General features: G+C 62.5%; 16 protein-coding genes. 6 read left to right on the forward strand and 10 right to left on the reverse strand.

Going from position 1 to position 24,067, the window contains the following annotated elements; genetic code table 11:
- Positions 1 to 28 precede the first annotated feature (28 nt).
- From B2G88_RS03300 to B2G88_RS03315, 5 genes are all read left to right on the forward strand, one after another.
- Positions 29 to 2,839, forward strand: coding sequence for a glycoside hydrolase family 2 protein (locus B2G88_RS03300; protein WP_087713963.1), 2,811 nt, complete (start codon positions 29 to 31; stop codon positions 2,837 to 2,839).
- A gap of 63 nt (positions 2,840 to 2,902) precedes the next feature.
- A complete protein-coding gene (locus B2G88_RS03305; RefSeq protein WP_054862234.1) occupies positions 2,903 to 5,335 on the forward strand; it encodes a hypothetical protein in 2,433 nt (810 codons plus the stop codon).
- Positions 5,336 to 5,837: 502 nt separating this feature from the next.
- Positions 5,838 to 6,737 (forward strand): discoidin domain-containing protein, encoded by a 900-nt coding sequence (locus B2G88_RS19790; RefSeq protein WP_217895821.1) that lies wholly within the window; start codon positions 5,838 to 5,840, stop codon positions 6,735 to 6,737.
- Positions 6,734 to 9,109: an alpha-L-rhamnosidase gene (locus tag B2G88_RS03310; protein WP_217895822.1), complete on the forward strand. Its 2,376-nt coding sequence runs from the start codon at positions 6,734 to 6,736 to the stop codon at positions 9,107 to 9,109. Before B2G88_RS19790 ends, B2G88_RS03310 begins: the two co-directional genes overlap by 4 nt.
- 158 nt (positions 9,110 to 9,267) lie before the next feature.
- Positions 9,268 to 11,346, forward strand: a complete 2,079-nt coding sequence (locus B2G88_RS03315) for a beta-glucosidase family protein (RefSeq protein ID WP_087713964.1) — start codon at positions 9,268 to 9,270, stop codon at positions 11,344 to 11,346.
- 826 nt (positions 11,347 to 12,172) lie between these two features.
- Here B2G88_RS03315 and B2G88_RS03320 read toward each other — a convergent pair.
- From B2G88_RS03320 to B2G88_RS03330, 3 genes are all read right to left on the reverse strand, one after another.
- Positions 12,173 to 13,153 carry an isocitrate/isopropylmalate dehydrogenase family protein gene (locus tag B2G88_RS03320; RefSeq protein WP_087713965.1) on the reverse strand — a complete coding sequence of 327 codons (981 nt, stop codon included), beginning with the start codon at positions 13,151 to 13,153 and terminating at the stop codon, positions 12,173 to 12,175.
- A 59-nt stretch (positions 13,154 to 13,212) separates the two neighbouring features.
- On the reverse strand, positions 13,213 to 13,662 hold the full coding sequence (locus B2G88_RS03325; protein ID WP_054862233.1) for an SHOCT domain-containing protein: 450 nt from the start codon (positions 13,660 to 13,662) through the stop codon (positions 13,213 to 13,215).
- 88 nt (positions 13,663 to 13,750) lie between these two features.
- Positions 13,751 to 16,060 (reverse strand): S8 family serine peptidase, encoded by a 2,310-nt coding sequence (locus B2G88_RS03330; RefSeq protein WP_087713966.1) that lies wholly within the window; start codon positions 16,058 to 16,060, stop codon positions 13,751 to 13,753.
- Positions 16,061 to 16,092: 32 nt separating this feature from the next.
- On the opposite strand from B2G88_RS03330, the gene B2G88_RS19410 reads away from it, so the two are divergent.
- On the forward strand, positions 16,093 to 16,248 hold the full coding sequence (locus B2G88_RS19410; protein WP_176393166.1) for a hypothetical protein: 156 nt from the start codon (positions 16,093 to 16,095) through the stop codon (positions 16,246 to 16,248).
- On the opposite strand, the gene leuD is transcribed toward B2G88_RS19410, so the two are convergent.
- From leuD to B2G88_RS03365, 7 genes are all read right to left on the reverse strand, one after another.
- Positions 16,245 to 16,886, reverse strand: coding sequence for a 3-isopropylmalate dehydratase small subunit (gene leuD, locus B2G88_RS03335; RefSeq protein ID WP_054862232.1), 642 nt, complete (start codon positions 16,884 to 16,886; stop codon positions 16,245 to 16,247). The genes B2G88_RS19410 and leuD overlap by 4 nt on opposite strands.
- A complete protein-coding gene (gene leuC / locus B2G88_RS03340) occupies positions 16,883 to 18,304 on the reverse strand; it encodes a 3-isopropylmalate dehydratase large subunit (protein WP_087713967.1) in 1,422 nt (473 codons plus the stop codon). The genes leuD and leuC overlap by 4 nt, the downstream gene beginning before the upstream one ends.
- Complete coding sequence (locus tag B2G88_RS03345; RefSeq protein ID WP_087713968.1) at positions 18,301 to 18,567, reverse strand: hypothetical protein; 267 nt, start codon at positions 18,565 to 18,567, stop codon at positions 18,301 to 18,303. Before B2G88_RS03345 ends, leuC begins: the two co-directional genes overlap by 4 nt.
- Before the next feature lie 15 nt (positions 18,568 to 18,582).
- On the reverse strand, positions 18,583 to 19,632 hold the full coding sequence (gene ilvC / locus B2G88_RS03350; protein ID WP_054862231.1) for a ketol-acid reductoisomerase: 1,050 nt from the start codon (positions 19,630 to 19,632) through the stop codon (positions 18,583 to 18,585).
- A complete protein-coding gene (gene ilvN, locus B2G88_RS03355) occupies positions 19,625 to 20,320 on the reverse strand; it encodes an acetolactate synthase small subunit (protein ID WP_087713969.1) in 696 nt (231 codons plus the stop codon). The genes ilvC and ilvN overlap by 8 nt, the downstream gene beginning before the upstream one ends.
- Complete coding sequence (ilvB, locus tag B2G88_RS03360; protein WP_087713970.1) at positions 20,317 to 22,137, reverse strand: biosynthetic-type acetolactate synthase large subunit; 1,821 nt, start codon at positions 22,135 to 22,137, stop codon at positions 20,317 to 20,319. The genes ilvN and ilvB overlap by 4 nt, the downstream gene beginning before the upstream one ends.
- A 347-nt stretch (positions 22,138 to 22,484) precedes the next feature.
- Positions 22,485 to 23,693 (reverse strand): LeuA family protein, encoded by a 1,209-nt coding sequence (locus B2G88_RS03365; RefSeq protein WP_245835306.1) that lies wholly within the window; start codon positions 23,691 to 23,693, stop codon positions 22,485 to 22,487.
- Positions 23,694 to 24,067: the final 374 nt, after the last annotated feature.

A 24,067-nucleotide genomic window follows, 5' to 3' on the forward strand; every position in this document is an offset into this window, starting at 1 on the left:
CAAAACGGCGCAGTTTTCGAGACTTTCAATGACCTCTTCGAACGATTATCGGCAGGAAACAAATCTGAACGGCACGTGGCAGTTCGTCACGGATCCGAACGACAGCGGCGGCGAACAGCAGTGGTACGAGCCGGGACAGCACTGGCCTGACCGCGCACAGTCGGTCGACGTGCCCAGCGCCTGGCAGGAACTCGAGGCCTATCGGGAGTACACCGGAACGGCGTGGTACCGCCGGACGGTCGCCCTCGAGAGCGTTCCTGATCACGATGAGAGCGAGCCAACTCGTACACTGCTTCGATTCGGTGCCGTCGACTACGAGGCGACGGTCTGGGTCAATGGCGAACGAATCGGCACGAATCGCGGCGGCTACCTGCCGTTCGCGCTCGACGCCACCGACGTGCTCTCCGCCGGCGAGAACACCATCGTCGTCTCAGTCACCGATCCCGAGGATTTAAGCGAGATTCCACACGGCAAACAGGGCGAGCCCTGGTATCAGCGCGTCAGCGGCATCTGGCAGGATGTCACCCTCGCGTTCGTCCCGGAAACGCGGGTCGAGATGCTGCGTGCAACGCCGGATCTCGAGACCGATAGCGTCGAACTCGCCCTCGAGACGACTGCAACGACTGCCGACGTGCTGGCCGCGGACGTGACTGCGACAGTTGTCGTCTCGCGCGAGGGAGACGATGTTGCACGCGCCGAAGCACCACTCGAGACTGACGGCTCGGCGTCGGTCTCGCTCGAGATCGACGACCCCAACTACTGGACGCCGGAGAATCCAACGCTGTACGACGTGGGAGTTACGCTCGAGCGCACTGATGCCAGCGATGCCGGCAGTGACAGCAGTGACGACGCCGATAGCACCGTCCTCGACCGCTATACGGACTACTTCGGCATGCGATCTGTCGCGTCCCGAAACGGCCGCATCTACCTGAACGGCGAGCCGTACTTCATCCGGGGCGCACTCGAGCAGGGATACTACCCCGAAACGCTGTACCGGCCGTTCGACGACGACTGGTTCGAAACCGAGGTCCAACTCGCGAAAGACCTCGGATTCAACCTCCTGAGAAAGCACATCAAGCCGGCCCATCCCGACTTCCTCGAGCAGGCGGACCGACAGGGACTGCTCGTCTGGGAGGAGCCCGCGAATCCGACCGTCCACAGCGAACGCTCGAAACGCGAGGTGCGCGAGCAACTCGAGGGCCTGCTCGAGCGCGATTACAACCGCCCGAGCGTCGTCATCTGGAGCATCTACAACGAGGAGTGGGGAATCGGCAACCCGCAGGGACTCGACGTGGAGACCTCGCTCTGGGAGGACGAGGCGAAACAACAGTACCTCGCCGAGTTGTACGCGGAGACGAAAGCGGCGGACCCGACGCGACTCGTCTGTGACAACTCCGGCTGGGCGCACGTTGCCACCGACGTCAACGACTACCACCGCTACTTCGTCAGCCCGGACCGCGCGGAGGCGTGGGCGTCCGATCTGGACCGCATCAGCGACCGGCCCGAGGCAAACTACGCAGCGACCGTAACCGACCCACAGGACGCCCCAATCATCATCTCGGAGTTCGGCACGTGGGGACTCTGCGACGCGCCGGCAATCGAAGCGTCCTCCGACGGACGGCCCCCGTGGCTCGACTACGAGTTCCTCGAGGCGGGGCTGAAACGCCCCGAGGGCTACCGCGAGCGATTCGATGAGACATCACTTTCCGCGGCGTTCGAGACGGTCGACGAGCTGGTCGAGGCGTGGCAGTGGCGGCAGTTCCGCTCGAACGCGGACGTAATCGAACAGATGCGCACGCGAGACGAGATTGCGGGCTACGTCATCACCGAATTCTCCGATATCGAGTGGGAGTTCAACGGCATTCTCGACTACCGGCGCGAGCCGAAGGCGTTTACCGACGAATTCGCCCGGCTCAACGCCCCCGTCGCCGTCTCGCTCGAGTTCGACTCGCGGGTCGTCTGGGACGACGGCTCGATCACCGCGGACGCGGTGGTCATCAACGATACGAACGAACAACTCGAGGAGACGCTCTCGTGGCGCATCGGCGAGTACTCGGACCAGCAATCGGTGACGGTAGAGCCTGCCTCGACGACTCGACTCGAGGACTGTCTCACAATTGACGCTCCCGCCGTGGAGGACGTGACGAGCGTGACAGCGACGCTCGAGTTCGGGGACGCCCGAACCGATGCGGCCGTGACTGTCGTTTCTCGAGCGGCGTTCGACGGCTCCATCACCGCCGTTGCGGGCGAGCCGTCGATTTACGTCGCCCCGGCGCTTCAGGCGTCGATTGGGGCCGCGCTCGAGTATCGTGGCGTGACCGTCGTTGATGTCATTACTGACAGCGACGGCGATACCGTCGACCTCGTGATTACGAGCGAAACGACAGACGCAGTGCTCGAGTACGCCGCCGACGGCGGTGACGTGGTGTTGCTCGCGGATGGCGACGGCACCGTAACTGACGAGACGGTTTTCGACTATCGGGACCTGCCCGAAGACGAGAGCTGGAACCTCGTCGCTTCCCTGCTGTATGCCGTCGATGACGACTTCGAGGAGCTTCTCGGACGGGTTCTCGGCTGGGAACTCGAGGGACTGTATCCGTACACGGTCGCGACCGACATGCCAGCAGCAGCAGCAGTCAGCGTGGGGTCGGTCGAAGGCTGGCTGGCGAATGCCTCGGCGACGATTGCCGGCCGCGAGTACGGAGACGGGCGCGTTCGGCTGTGTACGTTCCGGCTTGCCGGTGCCCTCGGTGATGGACCGACTGCTCACCGCGGGAACGAACAGCCGATGGCGGCCGCGCTCCTCGAGACGCTGCTCGCGGATGCACTCGAGGGGTAAGCGCGTACCGAACCACTTCTAATAAGTAATAACTATTATGGCGGTTGCGTCCGCGCCTAGGGTATGGCGGATCAGCACGACTCCTCCGTACCGACGAGGTCGACGTATCGACGACAGTGTCTTGGACTCCAGGCCGCGGCCGTCGCGGGACTGATCGCTGGCTGTAGCGAACTCGGCTCGGACGACACCGGTAGCGAGAACGGAATCGACGACGAGACTGATGCCAACGATAGTGAGGACTCGAGCGACGACACGGACGGGGACGAGTCCCATCCAGCGTCGTTCGACGCGACGGTCTCCGTCGATCCGGACGAGCGAAACGACCGCGAGGTGCCCGAGACGCTGTTCGGGCGCTTTGCCGAACATTACGGCGATCACGAAATCTACCCCGGCATCTACGCCGAACACGTCACGAACACGGCCTTCGTCGCCTGGGGGCAGGTCCAGCCGGACAGCCCCTCTCACGTCTACGGCTTCGACCAAGTCGGCGAGTACGACGGTGTGCCCTTTCCCTGGGAACCCCTCGGTGACGCCGCGTTCGAACTACCCGAAACCGGCGGCGTCCGCGGCCTCGAGGATTGGGACTCCGACGGCGGCTGGCCCGACGTCGGTCAGGAGCCACGAAATGCACACCAACGGCTCACGCTCGAGGACGAAACGGCTGGTCTGCGCCAGCAGATCCCACTTCCCGACTGGCGCACACTGAGCTACGAGTTCGCCATCTCGGCTCGCAGCGACGAAATTGACACGCTCGAGGTTCGACTGACCGCACCCGACGGCGACGAACTCGCGAATGAGACAGTCGACGGACTCGCCGGCGAGTGGCAGCGTTTCGAGGACATCGCACTCACGCTCGAGGCGGAAAGCGGGAGTCAACTCGAGGGCGGTGCACAGGGTGATTTCGCCTCGCCCTACGGCGAGTATGTCCTCGAGATTGTCGCGGAGGGAACGGGCACGCTCGACCTCGACTGGGCGTCCCTGCTGCCTGCTGACGCGGTCAACGGGAAGTTCAACCCGACGACGATTGACCTGATGGACGACCGCAACGTCTCGTTGCTGAAGTGGCCCGGCGGCAACGTCACGAGCACGTACAAGTGGGAAAACGGCGTTGGCCCCGTCGAAGACCGACCGATCCGACCGAACGTGGTCTGGAACGGGCTCGACCCGAACCTGATGGGCACCGCGGAGTACGTCGAATTCTGCAAACTGACGGACGTCGAACCGACGATTACGGTCGGCGTCACCGTCGAGGACACCGACCGGGAGTTCCAGCCACCCATGCCGATTACCCCCGAAGACGCGGCGAACTGGGTCGAGTACTGCAACGGTGACACGGACACCGAATACGGCGCGCTGCGGGCCGAACACGGCTACGAAGAGCCCTTCGACATCGAGGTCTGGGAGGTCGGCAACGAGGTCTGGGGCGAGTGGCAAGCCGGCGGCACCCACGACGGCGAGGCGTTCGCCGAGCGCGCCCTCGAGTTCATCGAGGCGATGACGGCCGTCGACGATTCAATTACGGTGATTCCCGACGGGCTGGATCCGATGTACGGCGACGCGGATTTACCGGAGCCCGACGACTGGAACGACGCGCTGTTCGACATCGTCGGCGACAAGATGGACGGCATCGGCATGCATCGGTACAACTGGGGTATTCGCGACGGGGACCCAGGCAGCGTCGAGGAGTGGAAAGCCGACAACGACGCTGACGCACTCGACTACAACGAGGTGCTGGTCTCGTTTCCGACCCAGTTCGGCCAACTGGTTGAGGAAACCGCCGAGCGAGCAGCCGCCGAGTACGGCCTCAAGGACCTCGAGTTTGTTATCGGCGAGTGGGGGTTGTACCCGACGGTCACACCGGGCGATCCGTGGCCGGGGATGCCGACGATGGCCGGCGCGTCCTACGTCGCGGGGATGTTCAACGCATTTATCCGCCAGAGCGACCGGCTCCGGCGAGCCAGCCACACACATCTCCCTGTTCGGATGTTCCCACCGGAACACATCGACCACCCGGCGAATCCGAATCCACTGCTGCCGGTTGGGTACACACTTTCGCTGTACGCAACCGTTTTCGACGATGAGCGAACCTGGGAAGTGATCGACGCATCAGTCGACGGCATGACACGCGACCTCCCTGAAACCGGTGTTCGGATCCGCGAGCAGGCGGACGTCTCCTACGTCGACGTCACGGCGATTGCGACGCCCGACACCGACGCGTACTGTGCGTTCCTCACGAACCGAAACCTCCGCAGTGACGCCGACGTCACGCTCGAGGTCCCGGATGCATTCGACGGCACCGATGCGAGCGTCGTCGTCCAGCGCCCGACTGACGACCCACATGAGCTCCAGGACGGTGTCGGCGATGCGCCTGACGCCTGGTACGAGTGGGACGACCTCGAGAGCTACGCTGTCGACGAACAGGAACTTGCAATCGAAAATGGTCACTTGACGCTCTCACTCGACCCGGCCGCTGTCGCGCGCGTCCGCCTCGAGTAGGGAGGAACGAACGGCACGAACGGTCAATCAGCGCCGTGTTTTGGTGTGAATCCGCAGTGGTGACAGACCAGCGTCGGGTCGCTGGCCGGGACTGCCTGCGAGCAGCGTGGGCATGTGTATTCCATACGAGCGAGCAGTATCGCTGATTACTAAAACGTTACTACGACAATTGTCGAACTTTTGTGTACTGCTGGTGACTCGAGGGAGTGCCAGGCTGTTTCGTGTTCAGTATAGTCCAGAAACCTCGTGAGTGGACTGCAATAGCGACGAGGATGTGACGAATCGAACTGCGCCAGTACAGACAGGGTCCAACACAAATCTATGTTTCAGAATAGGTGTTCGCCATGCAAGGACATCGTTCTCCCTAACTAAACTAACACCCTGTACGAGTGAAAGTGCCGTCAATTCACGTAAGAGGCCTCGAGACACTGGAATCGGGACAGACTCGAGCCATCTGTGAGCGATCACAGCGTTAACGTGGCCCCGTCGTGAGCGATAGAGTATGTCATCACCACCTACGGGCGACCGCCGCTGCCAGCCGACAGCGCTCACCCTGTCAGGCGAGACGGCTCCCGAAAACGTCGATCCAACACGGACCCCACAGTTCGGGTGGCGCCTCGAGACGACGCGCCGGGACAGTTGCCAGACCGCCTATCGGCTGGTCGTTGGCGACGACGAGCACGCGGTTGCGAACGGACGGGGAACGATCTGGGACTCCGGTCGTGTCGAGTCCCAGTCGGCGACAGCCATCACGTACGATGGCCCACCACTTGCATCCGACGCCGTCTACTACTGGTCGGTCACACTCTGGACTGACGACGGCACGAAGACGGACTGGGCGACGCCAGCCCAGTTTCAGACGGCGCTTCGCCCCGAGGACTGGCGTGGAGACTGGATTTCCCACCAGCCCGGCACCGGCGATACGAACGGCTGGCGAAGCCGCTGGCAACCGCCCGCTGAGGCGACCGAGTGGTTCCAAGTCGACCTCGGTGAGAGCCAGGAAATTTCATCCGTCGAACTCTACCCGACCGACCCAATCGACATCGTCACGACGCCCGACGATGCCACGCTCACGCCGTCGTGGGACAACGACCCGCTCGAGGCGTTTGGCTTTCCGGTTGGCTACCGGATCGCGGTCGCCAACGATCCAGCGTTTACGGACGCAACGGTCGTCGTTTCCGTCGTAGATAGCGAAGGCAACGCGACGACGCCAGCAGACGGGGAGGCTGCCAGTGTCCATCGCCACGACGACCTGTCCGCAACGGGCCGGTACGTCAGAGTGACCGCGACAGACCCCTACACCGTCGAGCCGACGACGTGGCTTGCAGACGCTGCGGACGCGGACAGTCGCCACACGGAATCGCTCTCTCTCTCTGGTCGTGTTTCGCACTTGCCGCATTGAGCGTTCGCGATGAGACTGGAACCGATCTTGTCCGCTCCCAGCCGGTGACAGCATCGTCGTCCGTCGAATCGACGACGTGGGGGACAACACAGCTTGTCAACGGCGAATCTCGCTCCCGTGTCGCCGCCACGTCTCCGCAGTTGCGAACCGAAATCGATCTCGAGGCACCGCTCAAACGCGCCCGAGCACACGTCGCCGCCGTGGGCTACGGCGAACTCCACGTCAACGGCGAGCGTATCGGCGACCGGCAACTCGAGCCGGCCTGGACCGACTACGAGCGCCGCGTCCTCTATTCGACGTACGACCTGACCGACGCACTCGAGGCGGGTCAGAACGCGCTTGGACTCTGGCTCGGACGCGGCTGGTTCGGAAAACGACACGCCTACTGGGTCGGCGACGGCTCGCCGCGTGCTCGCGTTATGCTCACCCTCGAGTTCGAAGACGGACGCACACGAACGGTCGTCACTGACGACAACTGGCGTGCAACTGCCAGCCCGCTCCTCGAGAACGACATCTACGACGGAGAGCGCTACGATGCGCACGGTGAGGAGCCTGGCTGGCGAACGGCCGGCTTTGACGATGGCGAGTGGGAGCAGGCAACCGTCGTTGACGACCCCGGCGGAACGCTCAGACCACAGCGAATCCAGCCGATGCGCGTCGTTGAGACCCGCTCGGTCGAGGACGTTATCGACCATCCTGACGGTCCTATCCTCGATTTCGGCCAGAACCTGACCGGCTGGGTCGCCCTCGAGATTGTCGATCCAGACAATGGTGACGAACTCACCATCCGCCACGCCGAGGCACTGACCGACGATGGCGACCTCTCACGAACCGATCTGCGGACGGCAGATGCAACGGACACCTACGTCGCTCGCGGTGACGACCACGAACGGTACGAACCTCGGTTCACGTACCACGGCTTTCGCTACGCACAGATCACGGGCTATCCCGGCGACCTCGACCCCGAGCGGGTAAGCGCTCGCGTCGTCCACACCGCGATGGATCGCCGCGGTGAGGTCTCCTGCTCGAACGACGACCTCGAGCAGGTCCAGCACAATGCGGTCTGGGGATTGCGAGGCAACACGCACTCGATACCGGAAGACTGCCCGCAGCGAGACGAGCGCTTCGGCTGGACGGGCGACGCCCAGATTTCGGCACGGTCGCTCTTGTTCAACTTCGATGCGGGCCGTTTCGAGTCGAAGTGGCTCCGCGATCATGACGATGCTGCCTCACCGATGGGCTACGTTCCCGACGTCATCCCGAACAAGAATCAGGTCGATCCGGCGGACCCAACGTGGTCGATCACGCGAGTAATGTTGCCGTGGTATCTCTATCTCCACGAGGGCAACGAGCGAATTCTCCGCGAGCAGTACGCGTCGATGCGGGCCTACGTCGACTACTGGCACGCCGTGACCGTCGATGGCGGTATCATTCCGGACACCTACGGCAAGTTCGGTGACTGGCTCGCGTTCGAACACACCGCCGACGAGGACGAACGCCGCGGCCTCCCACACGACCTGTTCAATACGGCCTTTCATTACCAGGTCACCGAGACGTTCGCGAAAATCGCCCGAATCGTCGGCACTGAGGCTGACGCAGAGACCTATCGAACTCGAGCGGACGACATCGCGACGGCGTTTCACGAGCGCTTTTTCGACGCAGACCGCGGCGTCTACGGGCCCGGAACGCAGTCGTCGTTTGCGGTCCCGTTGTTCGTGGGGCTCGTTCCCGATGACGAGCGCGACCGCGTCGTTGGGGCCCTCGTCGAGACACTCCAGGAGAGAGAGGACGGCATGAAAACCGGCTTCCTCGGTACGCGGCCGCTGTTGCACACCCTGGCAGAGCATGGCCACGCCGACCTCGCCTACGATCTCGTTAGCAACCCCGCCCAGCCCGGCTGGGTGTACATGGCCAGACAAGGTGCGACGACGATGTGGGAACGGTGGGACTCCGACGACCGCGTCGGCTCCGGCATGAACTCGCTCAACCACTCGCCGTTTACCCACGTCTCGGAGTTCTTCTACGAGGTGCTGGCCGGAATCTCCATCGGCGACCAGCCCGTCTCCGAACACGTCACAATCGCGCCCGCGTTCGTCGACGACCTCGAGTGGGTCGATGCGACCCTCGAGACGCCGACTGGACGCCTCGACGTCTCCTGGCAGCGACGTGCCACCGTGCTCGACCTCGAGGTGACGATTCCCTGGAACACCAGCGCCACGATTCGAGGGCCACTCGCAGCGGAGACGATTGCAGAGTCAGGAACCGATCTGACGACCGAATCGCTGCCGGCTGGCGTTCGGTCACTCGACGAAGACACAGCCACCCTCGAGGTCGGTTCCGGGTCATACACGTTCGCATTCACACTCGAGTAAGGCTAGGGAGTCGACCCCACCTCGAGCGGTATGTAGTTTACAATCATACGTATGTAAACGAATGGTGTGCTGTGTGCTTCCGGACAGTTTCACCGCATTGGCAGCCTTCTCTACCGGCCGCTGAGTGGATCACGTATGCACACACTGGTGGTCCACCGATGACGGATACAGACGCGCTCCTCGAGGAACTCACACTCGATGAGAAACTCGCCCTCGTCCACGGGGCAGTCGATCCGGCTGGCGTCGCGACGGGCTACCTGCCCGGGAATGACCGCGTCGGCATCCCACCGCTGACGATGGTCGATGGCCCGCTCGGCGTCCGGGCACTCGGCAAGCAGGCAACGGCATTTCCGGCCTCGAGTGCGCTGGCAGCGACGTGGAAGCCGGCGCTGGCACGGGAATTCGGCGGCGCGCTCGGCCGAGAATCGGCAGCCCACGGACAGGACGTCCTGCTCGGCCCAGGAGTCAACATCGTCCGCGTCCCACACGGCGGGCGCAATTTCGAGTACTACAGCGAGGACCCACAGCTGACGGCCGACCTCGCAGTGGGGACAATCGAGGGAATCCAGTCCGAAGACGTCGCCGCGACCGTCAAACACTACGTTGCGAACAATCACGAGACCGACCGCTACGAGGTCAGCGCCGACGTGGAAGAACGGGCACTGCGCGAACTCTATCTGCCCGCGTTCCGTGCTGCCGTCGAGGAGGCAGACGCCCACGCCGTGATGACCGCGTACAACCGCGTCAACGGCACCCACATGGGCGAACACGAGCGACTCATCTCGGACGTCCTCAAAGACGAGTGGGGCTTCGATGGCGTCGTCGTCTCCGACTGGTGGGGCACTCGAAGCACCATCGAGGCAGCCACCGCCGGCTTAGACATCGAAATGCCCGGTATCGAACCCGAGGCGTTCATGCCGGACGACCCCGAGGAAATGGAGGTGAACGACGACGGCGATAGTTCACTGCCGCCGGTGCCGGACGTTCCAGCATACTTCGGTGAACCACTCCGCGAGGCAGTCGAATCGGGCGCAGTCGATGAAGCGGTCATTGACGAGAAGGTCGCCCGAGTACTCCGTGTCATGGACGAGATCGGCCGCTTCAACGACGACGCTCGCGAGGGTGCACTCGAGACAACGGCCCATCGCAAGCTTGCCCGCGAGATTGCTATCGAGGGGACCGTTCTCCTTGAAAACGACGACGCACTCCCGCTCTCGAGCGACGACTCGCTGGCTGTGATCGGTCCGAACGCCGACGCTGCAAAACTCGGCGGTGGCGGCTCCTCCGAAGTGACGCCTGCGACGGACACCAGCCCGCTCGAGGGACTCGCGGACCGCGCCGACGTGAGCTTCGAACGTGGAGTCGACCCGATCACGGAATCGTCGTTTTTCGGCGACGACGAGCAAACACTCGAGGAGGATACAAACATCGACGCCGCCGTCTCGGCCGCGCGCGACGCCGACTGTGCCGTCGTCATCGCGCAGGACGACGCGACGGAGTTCACAGACCGACCAGACATCGAACTCCCGGGCGAGCAAAACGACCTCATCGAGGCCGTCGCTGACGTCGCCGAGCGCACCGTCGTCGTCCTCCGGACCAGCGGTCCCGTCGAGATGCCGTGGCTCGAGTCGGTCGACGCCGTCCTCGAGACGTGGTATCCCGGCCAGGCTGACGGCGAGGCACTCGCGGCCGTGCTGTTCGGCGACGCTGATCCGGGCGGTCGACTCCCGGTCACGTTCGGCCAGTCCGCCGAACAGTATCCGACCGCCGACGAGGCAGCGTTCCCCGGCGTTGATGGCGTTGCAGCCTACGACGAAGGCGTCTTTGTCGGCTATCGGTACTTCGACGAACAGGGGCTCGAGCCACTGTTCCCGTTCGGCCACGGACTCTCGTATGCGACAATTGACTACGAGGACGCAACCGTCACCGAAACGGACGACGGCATCGACGTCACTGTCGACCTCACCAACAGCAGTGACCGAGCCGGCACCGAGGTCGTCCAAGTCTACGCCAATAAAGCGGCTGCGCCGGTTCCAACGCCCGACTGCGAACTCGTTGGCTTCGACTCCGTCTCGCTCGAGGCAGGTGAAGCGGCGACCGTTACAATCGCACTCGAGCGCGAGGACTTCGCCTACTACGACGAGGACGACCGCTGGACCGTCGCCGACGGAACAAATAGAGTGTTCGTCGGCCGCTCGTCTCGAGACATTCTCGAGGCAGTCGACGTATCAGTGTAACGCGGCCGGCGCTCACTGGGGCCGTCTCATCGCTACTACTCAAACAAATATAACAAATAACAAAGTATTATTCAGATATGAGGCTACTGCGTCCACCAGTCGAGTAAATCAAACCCGGGTACGCAACGGAATAGGAGTTATTTCTCAAGTTTGTGGTACTCGAGCCGATGATTGTTTCCTATATCGGATAAATAGGCCCATATATATCGGATTATTATATTATAGAACTCAACAAAATCATTTGTCGAATTTCTATTTGGGAACATAACGAGACCTCCTTCCCGAAGCAGAGCAATCGTCCAGGTGCGGTATTGCCAGCATCTCCGCCAGCGCGTTCGCGGATTTGCAGTTCGGTCGACACCGAATTCCTTCTCGATCTATATTGGTCGCCTACCTGGTATTCTCCAGTATGTATTCGAATACCACTATACTCTGGCGTCGTCTCTCTCGTTCCACCGCTGTCTCCGCATGGAGGCTCGTTTGACGTTACAGTCTCGAGTCCGCTGGTCACGAGAGCGCGATCAATTCGGCCTGCGCTGGATTCGCTCCCGACCGTCGGGAATCGCTCTCGAGTTGGGGAGGGCAGCGCCTGTAGGAGGCCACGCATAGAAGTCGCTGGTACCGGGGTCGGCGTCACGGCTCCCGAGACAGCCGGCTACTGTCGCCGTCCCACTAGCTCCGAATCCGAGCAGAAGGTCACGTCTGGAGGGAATTTTCTGCAACTCCCGTCGCAATTACATCTATTTTGTAAAAGAACACAACCACAGCCCGAAAAACTCAATTTATTGACTGTTAGACGCAACAGGAGGCAACTGGAGAATCGAGCTTAGAGCCGGTCAATAATCGCGTTCGTTACGTCTTCAGTCGAGGCGTCGCCGCCCAGATCAGCCGTTCGTGGCCCCTCCTCGAGCGTCGCCTCAACGGCGTCGTGAACTGCCTGGCTCTCCTCGTCGTAGCCGAGGTACTCAAGGAGCATGGCGGCCGAAATGATCGTTGCGGCGGGGTTGGCAACGCCCTCGCCGGCGATGTCAGGGGCGGTGCCGTGGACGGGTTCGAACAGCGCGCGCTCGGAGCCGACGTTGGCGCTTGGCAGGAGGCCGAGACCGCCGACGAGACCGGCTGCGAGGTCAGAAAGCACGTCGCCCGCGAGGTTCGGACAGACGATCACGTCGAACTGTTCGGGGTCGAGACAGACGCGGGTTGCGAAGGCATCCATCAGCACCTCATCGGCGTCGATGCCGTGTTCCTCGGCGACGCGGGCAATCGTATCACGGAAGACGCCGTCCGTCTCGCGCATGACGTTCGCCTTGTGTGCGATGGTAAACCCATCGTAGTCGTTGTCTGCGACGTACTCGCAAGCGAATTCGCCCAAATCCTCAGAGGCTGATTCGGTGACGACACGGGTCAGCGTCGCGACGTCCTGCGTGAGTCGGTCCTCGATGCCCGAGTAGACGCCTTCGGTGTTCTCACGGAGGAAAACGAGATCCGTCTCCGGTCGAACAGCGTCGACGCCGGGGTAGGCTTTCGCCGGTCGAATGTTGACGTACGAGTCGACCGCGTCACGAAGCGGCAGGATGACGTCAGCTGCCGTCTCGCCGGCCGCACCGAACAGCGTCGCATCAGCCGATGCCGCGAGGTCGTAGGTCTCCTGTGGGAGCGCCTCGCCGGTTTCTGCTTTGACCGCGTCGCCTGCGTCGGCTTCGATAAACTCGAACTCGAGGTCGAGCGCCTCGAGGACGTCGACAGCGGCAGGAGTGACTTCTTGACCGATTCCGTCGCCCGGGATAACGGCGATTTCGTGAGTCATGCTCCCATCTCGAGTGGGCGGTAAAAAGAGGGTATCGATGTGTGCGAGCGACCGTTGGATCAGCGCTCGAACTCGCGGCTGCGGGATCGGTCGGTGTCGTAGTCTGACGAACCGTACGAACTCGAGTGTCCGCCGGCCTCGCGGTCAACGTACTCTCCGATGCGGCGTTCGTACTCGTCTTCTGAGATATCGCCGCGGACGTACTGCTCGGTGAGGCGGTCCTGTGGGCTTTGCGGGGTCGACGTCTCAGGACTGCTCCCACCGAGCGAGTCGAGTCCGTAGCCACTCGTATTGTTGGTCGAATCTTTGTTGCGGAGATACGCGACTGCGAGGTAGATGAGCGCGCCGAGGATCAAAATCGGAACGAGCGCCGTGAGAACTCCAACGACAGCCGTGACGATTGCGGACACAATCGCAATCACCACCATCAGCGCGATGAGTCCGACGATCCCCCAGAGGAGTATCTCGGTGAGCGTACTGGCCGCACGAGTATCGGATCGCCACTCCATGTCGGTAGAGGCGGGCAACAGACAGATAAAACTACGGTATGGATTCCTCGCTGAGAAATCACGTCGAGAGACCGGTTTCAGAGCCGGGCTACGCCGTCATGCGCGCTCGAGCCATCGCGCTTAACACGACCGCTGCAAGTGCCGCGACTGTCACACCGACGCCAAACCCTGGAACCGATGATGGCTCCGACAACGACACCGTGACGGCCATCGTTTCCGCGGAGCCGACCGGGTCGGTCTCGAGACTGGCAGGTTCGAACGCCGAGTCGGCTGCGGACGCCTCGAGTGTGTACTGTTCGCCCGTCCCGGGTACAGTGATCTCGAGCACGCCGCTCTCGTCAGTCGTTCCGGCATCGTATGCGCCTCCATCTCGCTTGAGCGAGACGCTCGCGTTCTCAATTGGTTCGTGATCGTCGGTCTCGACCGTGACTGCGAGCGTGGCGTCACCGACGAGCGACACAGACTCCGCTTGAGACTCGGACTCGAGCGTACCAGAGACGGATCGGTTGAGGCTACTATAGCCTGCCGCGTTCACGTGAAGGTCGTACTCGCCAGTCGTGGGCACGTTCTCGAGTTGGTAGCTCCCATTCCCGGTGTGTGTCCCGGCGTACGTTCCCTGCGAGCCGACAGCTTCGACCGTCGCGGTTTCGATGCCGTCGCCGAAGTGGTCGTCCGTCACGTCGACTGTAATCGACCCGCTCCCAGCGAGCGCCACGTCGAGCGTGGTCGTCTCATCCGCCGGAACCGCGACGGTCTCCGTTGTCGCGTCGTAGCCCGGTTTCTCGACAGTAACTGTATACTCTTTTCCGCCCTCGAGTCCAGGGAGTTCGAACGTTCCGTTTGCGGCTGTCGTGCGCTCATAGACGGTCCCGTCGTCGACAACCGTGACCGAGACGTTCGACAGCCCTCCCTCCGTTTTGGCGTCGCTGACGGTCCCCTCGAGCGTTGCGTGCGTCCCAACTTCTTGGAGTGCGGCGTACGTGTCGATGATGCCGTCACCGTAGCGCGTATCTGTCTCGTTGGATTCTCCATCGGGTTTCCAGGCGGTTTTCTCGAGTGCGCGTTTGATCTCATCGGGCTCGAGGTCCTCGGCAGTACCGGCTTGGACGAGTGCAACCGCGCCGGCGACGTGTGGCGCGGCCATGCTGGTGCCACGAGCGTGAGTGTAGCCACCGCCGTCGTTAGTCGTCTCGATGGAGACACCGGGAGCGACGACGTTCGGGACGACGTAGCTGTCGGGCCAGTGGTCAGGGGCGTGCGAGCCCCACGTTGCTGTCGTGTCGATCTCCTCGCCGCCCGAAAAGGATGGCACGCGGTCGCGGTGGTCGACGGCACCGACGCTGATCACGTCCGCAGCATTCCCCGGCGAGAGCGACGTTCCCTCACCGGCGTTGCCGATGCCAGCGACGACGACCGTTCCCGCATCGCGGGCGTTCTCGAGAGCATCGACCGTCGCCGGACCGGGACGTTGCCACCCCAGACTCAGATTGATAACATCGGCATCTTCGGCGAGTGCCCACTCGATACCGGCCAGTACGTTCGAGGACTGGGCACGACAGCGCTCGTCGCAGTCGGTCGCGACAGCCCCGTGTAACAGCGTTGCCTCGGGGGCGACGCCGATATGGTTGCCACTCTTGTTGCCGCCGCCGACGATTCCAGTGACGCGCGTCCCGTGGCCGTCGTAGTCGATTGGCGTCTCCGATGGGTCGTCGTCGAAATCCGCCCAGCCGTCGATATCGAGATCAGGGTGTTCACCGTCGACACCAGAGTCGAGGACGGCAACCGTGGCACCGTCACCCCTCGTGTGGAAGCCGTCCCAGACCTCGGGGACGCGAATCGTCTCAAGGCCGGTCGTGTACGCCGCATCAGTCGTCCCCAGCGATGGTGCTGGCTGGCTATTGGAGGCGTCACTTGCGCTTGCTGCGTTCGCACTCGAGAGCGAGAGGTCCGGGTCAGCCTCGAGTGCGACAACACCCTCGACGCTCGCCAAATCCTCGAGTGGCCGCTCCGCGCGATCCGTCTCGACCGTCACCAGCGCGGCGTTCGTGATCCAGAACCCACGCTCGAGGTGGACGCCCGACGTTGCGTTCGCATACTGCTCGAGTGGCTGCTGGCTTGTCTCTGCGTGGCTCTGTCGTGCATCGATGGAGTCTGCAGTTGCCCCAGCGTGTGTCTCGTCGAACGCCTCGAGTCGGACGAGCACGGACACGGTTCCATTCGCCTCAAGGAGATCGTCATCAATCGGGGCTGGCGCTGTCGTCTCGTCGCCGGTTGAGTGCATCGCTCCGACACTCCCAGCGAGTGCAACAGCGATGACGAACACGACAAGCGTGAGAACGACGACTCCGGCCGCCAACGCACCAGCGCACGGTCGCCGACTCCACTGCACGACAGACATTACTGAATTGGAGACAGTCAGCGCGGTTAAACATGGCTGTTACACTGATGATTGTCTTATCAGCCCTTGCTCGAGGGAACGCAGAGAGAAACATGCTCGAGGAAGGTTCGAAGAGAAACACGTTCGAGGAGAACAGTCGCGTTCTCGAGGCGCTTACGGGTCTCGCGTCAGTCGCCTGCGTCCGTTAGTCTGCGTTCGGAATCGCTGACTCGTCGACGTAAGGCAATGCTTCTGCCTTCTTCTGGACTTCGCCAGCGTTCGACTTCATCAGTGCCGTCGTATCCCAGACGCCTTCGACGAGTGCCTTGCGCTGGGCGTCATCTACGGTGACGTCGATGGTCTCGCCAGCATACGTGACGGTTTCGGCGTCGATATCGATCTCGAGGTCGCCCTCGGGATTCTCGTCGACCCAGTTCTGCAGTTCCTGAATCGTCTCGGCGTCTGCTGTCACGGTCGGAATGCCGAGTGCAAGGCAGTTGCCCGCGAAAATCTCGGCGAAGCTCTCACCGATGATCGCGTCGATTCCCCAGCGCATCAGCGCTTGGGGTGCGTGCTCACGCGAGGAGCCACAGCCGAAGTTGTTGTTGACGACCATCACCGAGGAGTCCTGGAACTGTGACTCGTTGAACGGGTGGTCTTTCTGGTTGTCGTCATCGTCGAAGCGGACATCGAAGAAGGCGAACTCGCCCAGTCCGTCGAACGTGACAACCTTCATGAATCGCGCCGGGATGATCTGATCGGTGTCGATATCGTTGCCCCGAATCGGGACACCCGAGCCAGACACGTACTCGACTTCCGGAATCTCGACTGCATCAGCATCGCTCATGCTGTCGTCACCTCCTTGAGTTCGCGCACGTCAGTAACCTCCCCAGTGATCGCCGCCGCGGCGACCATCTGCGGGTTCATCAGGACGGTGCGGCCGTCCTTGCTGCCCTGACGCCCAACGAAGTTCCGGTTCGAGGAGGAGGCACAGGCCTCGTCACCCTCGAGTTGGTCCTCGTTCATACCGAGACACATCGAACAGCCAGCGTTTCGCCACTCGAAACCGGCTTCCTCGAAGGTGTCTTTGAGGCCTTCCTCCTCGGCAGCCCGCTGGACGCGCTGGCTGCCGGGAACGACCATTGCGCGAACGTCGTCGTCGACCTGTCGGCCTTCGATGATCGCCGCTGCGCGTCGCAGGTCAGGCAGTCGAGCGTTCGTACACGACCCGAGGAAGGTCACGTCGATTTCGTAGCCTTCCATCGTCTCGCCGGGCTCGACGCGCATGTGTTCCTGGGCGCGTCGTGCGGTATCTTGCTTGTCCTCGGGCAGGTCTTCAGGCGCTGGAATCGGCTGCGTGATGCCGATACCCTGTCCCGGAGTCGTCCCCCAGGTGACGACCGGCTCGAGTTCGTTCGCGTCGATGTGGACGACGTCGTCGTAGTCGGCGTCCTCGTCGCTCCGGATCGACTCCCAGTACGGTTTGAGTTCGTCGAACTTCTCGGGGTTGTCCTGGAAGTAGTCCGTCTGCTCGAGCCACTCGTAGGTGGTCTCGTCGGGGTTGACGTAGCCGGCTCGAGCACCGCCCTCGATGGACATGTTACAGATGGACATCCGGCCTTCCATGCCGAGGTTTTCGATGGCCTCGCCGGCATACTCGTAGACGTAGCCGACGCCGCCTTCGGTGCCGAGTCGGCGGATGATCTCGAGGATGATGTCTTTCGCTTCGACACCCTCGCCGAGTTCGCCGTCGACCTGGATCTTGCGGACTTTCTGTTTCTCCATCGCGACGGTGCCCGTCGCGAGCACGTCACGGATCTGGCTGGTGCCGATCCCAAAGGCGAGCGCGCCGAACGCGCCATGCGTCGAGGTGTGGCTGTCGCCACAGACAATCGTCTTGCCGGGCTGGGTCAGTCCCTGCTCCGGGCCGACGACGTGGACAATTCCCTGATCGCCACTGTCGGGGTCCGAAAACTCGATGCCCGCATCACGGACGTTCTGCTCGAGTTCGGACATCATCTCCTCGGCTGCGTCCTCGTCATACGGCCGCGACTGGTCCGAAGTCGGGATGATGTGATCGACCGTCGCGTGGGTCAGTTCAGGAAAGGCAACCTCGAGGTCGCGCTCCTCGAGCATGCCGAAGGCCTGTGGGCTGGTGACCTCGTGGATGAGGTGCAGGCCGATGAACAGCTGGTCCTGCCCGGTTGGCAGTTCGGTGACCTTGTGTTCGTCCCAGACCTTGTCGTACAGGGTTCCCTCGCTCATTCTTCACCCTCTACAGACCGGGTTCCGCGCTCGAAGACGCGGTTTGCATCTTCGGCATCGTGTGGCGGCGTATGGTCGACTTCCGCCATGGTTCGTTCCGTCTCTGATTCGTCGTCAGTCCCCTCAGCGGCCGCTTCTTCGCCCCCGTCCGCCGCGACCGTCGGGCCGCGATGGAACAGGTGGCCAGCACGCCGTCCCGTGTAGGGATTCGAGTGGCTGACGTCGGCCATCGTTCGTGTGGTGTCGTTCTGGTTGTCGCTCATCGTGTCATCACCGTATTAGTCGTCCGCTGGAACTTCCTGTGTCTCAGCGTCGGCGTCTTCCTCGTCTGCCCACGCAAACAGGTCGCGCAGTCGTTCACCGACTTCTTCGATGTCGTGTTCCTGTTCGGCCTGTCGAAGCTGTCCGTAGCTTGGGCGGCCAGCCTGGTTCTCGAGGATCCACTCGCGCGTGAACTCGCCGTTCTGGACTTCCTCGAGGACTTCCTCCATGTTCTCGCGAACCGTGTCGTCGACGATGCGGTCTCCGCGGGTGAGACCGCCGTACTCGGCGGTGTCAGAGACGGAGTTCCACATCTCCATGTTGCCACCTTCGTACATCAGGTCGACGATCAGTTTGAGCTCGTTGAGACACTCGAAATACGCGATTTCGGGCGAGTAGCCTGCGTCGACCAGCGTCTCGTAGCCGTGTTTGACGAGCGACGTCACGCCGCCACACAGCACCGCCTGCTCACCGAAGAGGTCGGATTCGACCTCCTCTTGGAACGTCGTCTCGATGACGCCGGCGCGAGCACAGCCGATTGCCTTCGCGTATGCGAGTGCGCGCTCTTCGGCGTTGCCGGTCGTGTCCTGATAGATCGCGAGCAGACCGGGCGTCCCCTCGTCGTTCTCGTAGTTGCGCCGGACGAGGTGGCCCGGGCTCTTCGGGGCGACCATCGTCACGTCGACGTTTGCGGATGGCTCGATCTGGTCGTAGTGGATGTTCAGCCCGTGGGCGAACTGCAGCGTGTCGCCGTCCTCGAGGTTTGGCTCGATGTCGTTCTCGTAGACCGTTGCCTGGACGGTGTCGGGAACGAGCACGGAGATGTAAGAGGCCTGCGAGACGGCCTCGGCGGGCGTCTCAACGGTGAGACCGTCTGCTTCGGCGGCCGAGCGCGAGGACGAACTCTCGCGCAGCCCAACGATCACGTCGACGCCGCTCTCGTGAAGGTTCAGCGCGTGGGCGTGACCCTGGCTGCCGTAGCCCAGCACGGCCACGGTCTCGTCGTCAAGCGTCGATACGTCTGCGTCATCGTCGTAATAGATCTCGGTGGTGAATTCGTCAGTCATCTGTTGTTGTCTGCGTGTATTGTTGGGTCTGCTGTTGGTTCGCCTCGTCGGCGGCCGATGCAGTTGCGTCTGTGCTCGGGGCTGCTGCCGTCTCGTCAGTCCCGCGTGCGAGCGCCGTCAGCCCGGTTCGGGAAATCTCCCGAATGCCAAACTGGCTAAACGTCTCGACCGCGGCGTTGATCTTCTGGCGCGCACCCGTAATCTCGAACGTCGCCGTTTCCGGACTCGAGTCGACGGTTTTCGCGTCGTACATCTCCGCGACCGCACTGACTGCGGCGGGATCGTGGGCGTCGACTTTCACGAGCGCCAACTCCCGGCGCATCGCATCCGGCTCGAGTTCCCGGACCGAGATGACCGGCAGCAGCTTCCGCAGCTGCTTTTTGATCTGGTCGATCCCGGGGTCGGGCTCTTCGACGACGACGGTGATCCGCGCACGGTCGTCGTCTTTCGTGGGCCCCACTGTCAAACTCTCGATGTTGAACTGCCGCCTCGAGAACAGTCCCGAGACTTCCGCGAGGACGCCGGGTTCGTGTTCGACCAGCGCCGAGATGACGGTCCGGCGGGGCTTGTGGGTCGCCTCGACTTCGGGGTCGATGCGAATTCCTTGCTTGTTGCGCCGTCCCGCTGGCGTCCGTCGCTCTTCCGGTGGTGGCCCCTCGAGTCCCTGCTGGCGTTTCTCGTCTGTCATAGCTGGTCCTCCGTCAGTGCGAACTGGCCGTTGTCGCCGCCGCTTGGCACCATCGGGTAGACGTTTGCCTGCGGATCGATGTGGACATCGATCACGGACGGCCCGTCGTAAGCGATGGCATCCTGAATCGTGTCTGCGACGTCGTCGTACTCATCGATGCGGAAGCCCTGCGCGCCGAACGCTTCGGCGAGTTTGTCGAACTCGGGCATCCAGCCGTAGTCCGACGCGGAGTGACGGCCGTCGAAGAAGGCGTCCTGCCATTGGCGGACCATCCCGATGTACTCGTTGTTGAGCACCGCGACGGTGATATCGAGGTCCTCGCGGACGGCCACGGACAGCCCCTGTAGGGTCATCAGGAACGAGCCGTCGCCGTCGATACAGACGACCTCCTGATCGTCGTCGGCCGCGACACGTGCGCCGATTGCCGCGGGCAGTCCGTAGCCCATCGTCCCGAGTCCATGACTCGAGACCCACGTGCGCGGTTCGGTGTAGGTCCAGTACTGGCAGGCCCACATCTGGTGTTGGCCGACGCCGGTGGTGACGATGGCGTTGTCGCTCGTCGCCTCGTCTAAGGCTTCGACGACGAACTGCGGTTGCACGGGTTCGTCCTCCGGCGTGTCGTAGGCCATCGAGTAATCGGATTTCCACTGCTGGCACTGCGCGCGCCACTTCGTCGCCTGTGGCGAGGCGTCGACGGCCTCTTGGAGCTGTTCGACGACCGTCGCGGCGTCGCCGACCAGTGGGTAGTCCGCGTGGATGTTCTTCGAGATTTCGGCGGGGTCGATGTCGATGTGAATCAGTTCCGCATCGGGGGCGAACGTTTCGATGCCGCCGGTCAGGCGGTCGTCGAACCGAGTCCCGATGCCGATCAGGGTATCACAGTGCGTGACCGCCATGTTGGCGTAGCCGGTGCCGTGCATGCCGGCCATCTCCATCGAGAGTTCGTGATCCTCGGGGAACGAGCCGAGGCCGGGCATCGTCGTGATGACCGGAATCTCGTGTTCGATGGCGAACTCGCGACAGACCTCGCTCGCTTCGGCTTTGATGACGCCGCCGCCAAGCAGCAAGGCGGGGCGTTCGGAGTTCTCGATCCGTTCGGCTGCTGCTTCGACGATCTCCGGATCCGCCTCCTCCTGAACCGTGTAGGTATCAGGGGTTTTTGGCGCGTCAGGTTCGACGTCTGTCTCCGATTTCGTGATGTCTTTCGGCAGGTCGACCAGCGTCGGCCCCGGTCGGCCCTCGCTTGCGAGTGCGAACGCCTCGCTGACGTCGGTCCCGACACGGTCGGGATCGGTCGCGAACGAATTGTTCTTGGTGACTGGCGTCGTGACGCCCGTCGTGTCCGTCTCCTGGAAGGCGTCGTTGCCGACGAACTCCGTCGGCACCTGGCCCGTCAGCGCGACCATCGGATCCGAGTCCATGTCCGCGTCCGCGAGCCCGGTCACGAGATTCGTCGCGCCCGGCCCCGAGGTCGCCAGACAGATGCCCGGCTTCCCCGCGACGATGCCGTAGGCGTCGGCCGCGTGAGACGCGCCCTGCTCGTGGGCCATCGTGATGTGCGTGATATCCGAATCGTACAGTGCGTCGTAGACGGGCATGATCGCCCCGCCTTGCACGCCGAAGGCGTACTCGACGCCCGCGTTCTCGAGTGCACGAATCACGGATTCGGCACCGTTCGTGACCGGTTTTGGCGTCGACTCGCTGTCGGCCTCGGTTTCGGTCTCGGCAGCAGCGTCCGGTGTGGCGCTGTCTGTTATCTGGTCGTCTGGCTGTTCATCGTCGTCTGTCGGAGTGATTTTGGCTGCGCGTTCGCTCATCGATTCTCCCCCGCCGCGATATGGCGAGCGGTTGGTCCGGATGGCTGGTGTGATCTCATTGTTGGTGTGGCTGATCGCTCTGAAAACGATACGCGTTCGGGTCCGGAACAACGAAGTACTAGGGATGGGGCTAGGACGCCCCTACAATACGAATCGGTGCGAGCGCGCTGCTGTCGCCCAGCTGAGCCGACAGTGAAGCGCGGGTCGTCATTACTACCGATGTAGGACGCTCGAGCCATATAATCCTTGTGAGTCGAGCGGCCGGAGTGCGCCGAGGTGAACGGGGTCGTCGCCCGCGAGCGCCGTAGCCGATGCTCGCGAGCGGTGGCAAACGGGGAAGACATCGCTCAGGCGCGCACCTCCTCTCCTTCCTGTTGGCGGTCAACGTCGGCTTCCTCGGCGAAGCGCTCCAAATCGCTGACCGTGACACGGCGCTTTTCGGCACCGTAGTCTTTGACGCGGCGGGTGACGGCGCGGACTTGGTCCTCGGTAGGATCGAATCCACGCTCGTGTAAGCGCTCGCGCACGGAGTGCGTGCCGGTGTGTTTGCCCATGACGAGTTTCCGTTCGGCGCCGACCATTTCGGGAGTCATGACGCCGGGTTCGAAGGTGTCGGAGTTTTCGATGACGCCGGCGGCGTGGATGCCACTCTCGTGAGAGAAGGCGTTATCGCCGACGACGGGCTTGTTGCCCGGCGTCTCCATCTGGCTTTTCTCTTCGACGATCTCCGACAGTTCCGTGATGCGGGTCGTGTCGATGCCCGTATCGGTCTGATACAGGGATTCGACGGCCATCACGAACTCCTCGTAGGCCGCGTTGCCGGCTCGCTCGCCGATGGAGTTGACCGAGACCTGGGCCTGATCTGCACCCGCTTCGATGCCGGCCAGCGCGTTGGCGGTGGCCAGCCCGAAGTCGTCGTGGGTGTGGACGTCGATCCGCGCGTCGGTGTGGGCACAGACCTTTTCGATCATGGCCCGGAACCGCGTCGGCGTGGCGACGCCGCAGGTGTCGGGAATGTTGATCCAGTCGACGCCGGCCTCGGTGACCGCTTCGATCACGTCGATCAGGAACTGTTCGTCGGTTCGCGTCGCATCCATGGGCGAGAACATGCACGTCGTTCCCGTCTCGGTGACGCGTTCGACCGACTCGACTGCGCGCTGTACTACCTCCTCTCGAGTGGCGTGCATCGAATCTTCGATCTGCACATCGCTGGTACTGACGAACGTGTGTACCATCTCGACGCCGGAATCCAGCGCCGCATCGATGTCTTTGTCGACGACGCGGGCTAACCCGCAGGTCGTCGTCGATGTCGAAGATGCGATATCACGAACGGCCTCGAACTCCGCGTCCGAGTTGACGGGGAACCCAGCTTCGATGACGTGGGTACCCATCTCATCTAAGATCGCGGCGATCTGCCGTTTGTCGTCGTACGAGAACGAGGTTCCGGGCGACTGCTCACCATCCCGGAGGGTGGTATCGAAGACACGTGCTGACTCTATTTCGTCAGTGGAATCTAACGTGCCCTGGAAGAACTCGACCCCCCTGACTGGTGTCAGAGGACGAGGCGTCGTGTGAAGACATTGTATCCAAATCCGAGGTGCGACTACATATATAAACCTACCGCTGATACCCGTCCAAATCGATGAGTTACCACGCCACAGAGAGACACAGATATCGGAAAACCGCACGACATAAACGCCCTTATACATTCTATATGGACTAGTATCATACCAGTCGACGACCACCGAAACATCGACTTCGCGCTGAATTGGGCAGTATTTTCCGCTGATAGCGAGTCCAACGTGCTGGCGCGCGGGACGAGTGGACAGTTGCCCACTGCCAGCCGCGCTGTGAGTGTGTAATTTCAATTTGTCCATTCTCGAGTCGTCGCTATGGACAGTTGACTACTGAGTTCGGTTTCGGCGTGAGA

This window comes from Natronolimnobius baerhuensis (assembly GCF_002177135.1).
Lineage (GTDB): Archaea > Halobacteriota > Halobacteria > Halobacteriales > Natrialbaceae > Natronolimnobius > Natronolimnobius baerhuensis.

Coding starts and splice junctions, on each gene's coding strand:
- B2G88_RS19410 (WP_176393166.1), top strand. CDS start 16,093: ATGGCTGTTACACTGATGATTGTCTTATCAGCCCTTGCTCGAGGGAAC.
- ilvB (WP_087713970.1), bottom strand. CDS start 22,137: ATGAGCGAACGCGCAGCCAAAATCACTCCGACAGACGACGATGAACAG.
- B2G88_RS03325 (WP_054862233.1), bottom strand. CDS start 13,662: ATGGAGTGGCGATCCGATACTCGTGCGGCCAGTACGCTCACCGAGATA.
- B2G88_RS19790 (WP_217895821.1), top strand. CDS start 5,838: ATGTCATCACCACCTACGGGCGACCGCCGCTGCCAGCCGACAGCGCTC.
- ilvN (WP_087713969.1), bottom strand. CDS start 20,320: ATGACAGACGAGAAACGCCAGCAGGGACTCGAGGGGCCACCACCGGAA.
- B2G88_RS03320 (WP_087713965.1), bottom strand. CDS start 13,153: ATGACTCACGAAATCGCCGTTATCCCGGGCGACGGAATCGGTCAAGAA.
- B2G88_RS03300 (WP_087713963.1), top strand. CDS start 29: ATGACCTCTTCGAACGATTATCGGCAGGAAACAAATCTGAACGGCACG.
- leuC (WP_087713967.1), bottom strand. CDS start 18,304: ATGAGCGAGGGAACCCTGTACGACAAGGTCTGGGACGAACACAAGGTC.
- B2G88_RS03330 (WP_087713966.1), bottom strand. CDS start 16,060: ATGTCTGTCGTGCAGTGGAGTCGGCGACCGTGCGCTGGTGCGTTGGCG.
- B2G88_RS03305 (WP_054862234.1), top strand. CDS start 2,903: ATGGCGGATCAGCACGACTCCTCCGTACCGACGAGGTCGACGTATCGA.
- ilvC (WP_054862231.1), bottom strand. CDS start 19,632: ATGACTGACGAATTCACCACCGAGATCTATTACGACGATGACGCAGAC.
- B2G88_RS03345 (WP_087713968.1), bottom strand. CDS start 18,567: ATGAGCGACAACCAGAACGACACCACACGAACGATGGCCGACGTCAGC.
- leuD (WP_054862232.1), bottom strand. CDS start 16,886: ATGAGCGATGCTGATGCAGTCGAGATTCCGGAAGTCGAGTACGTGTCT.
- B2G88_RS03315 (WP_087713964.1), top strand. CDS start 9,268: ATGACGGATACAGACGCGCTCCTCGAGGAACTCACACTCGATGAGAAA.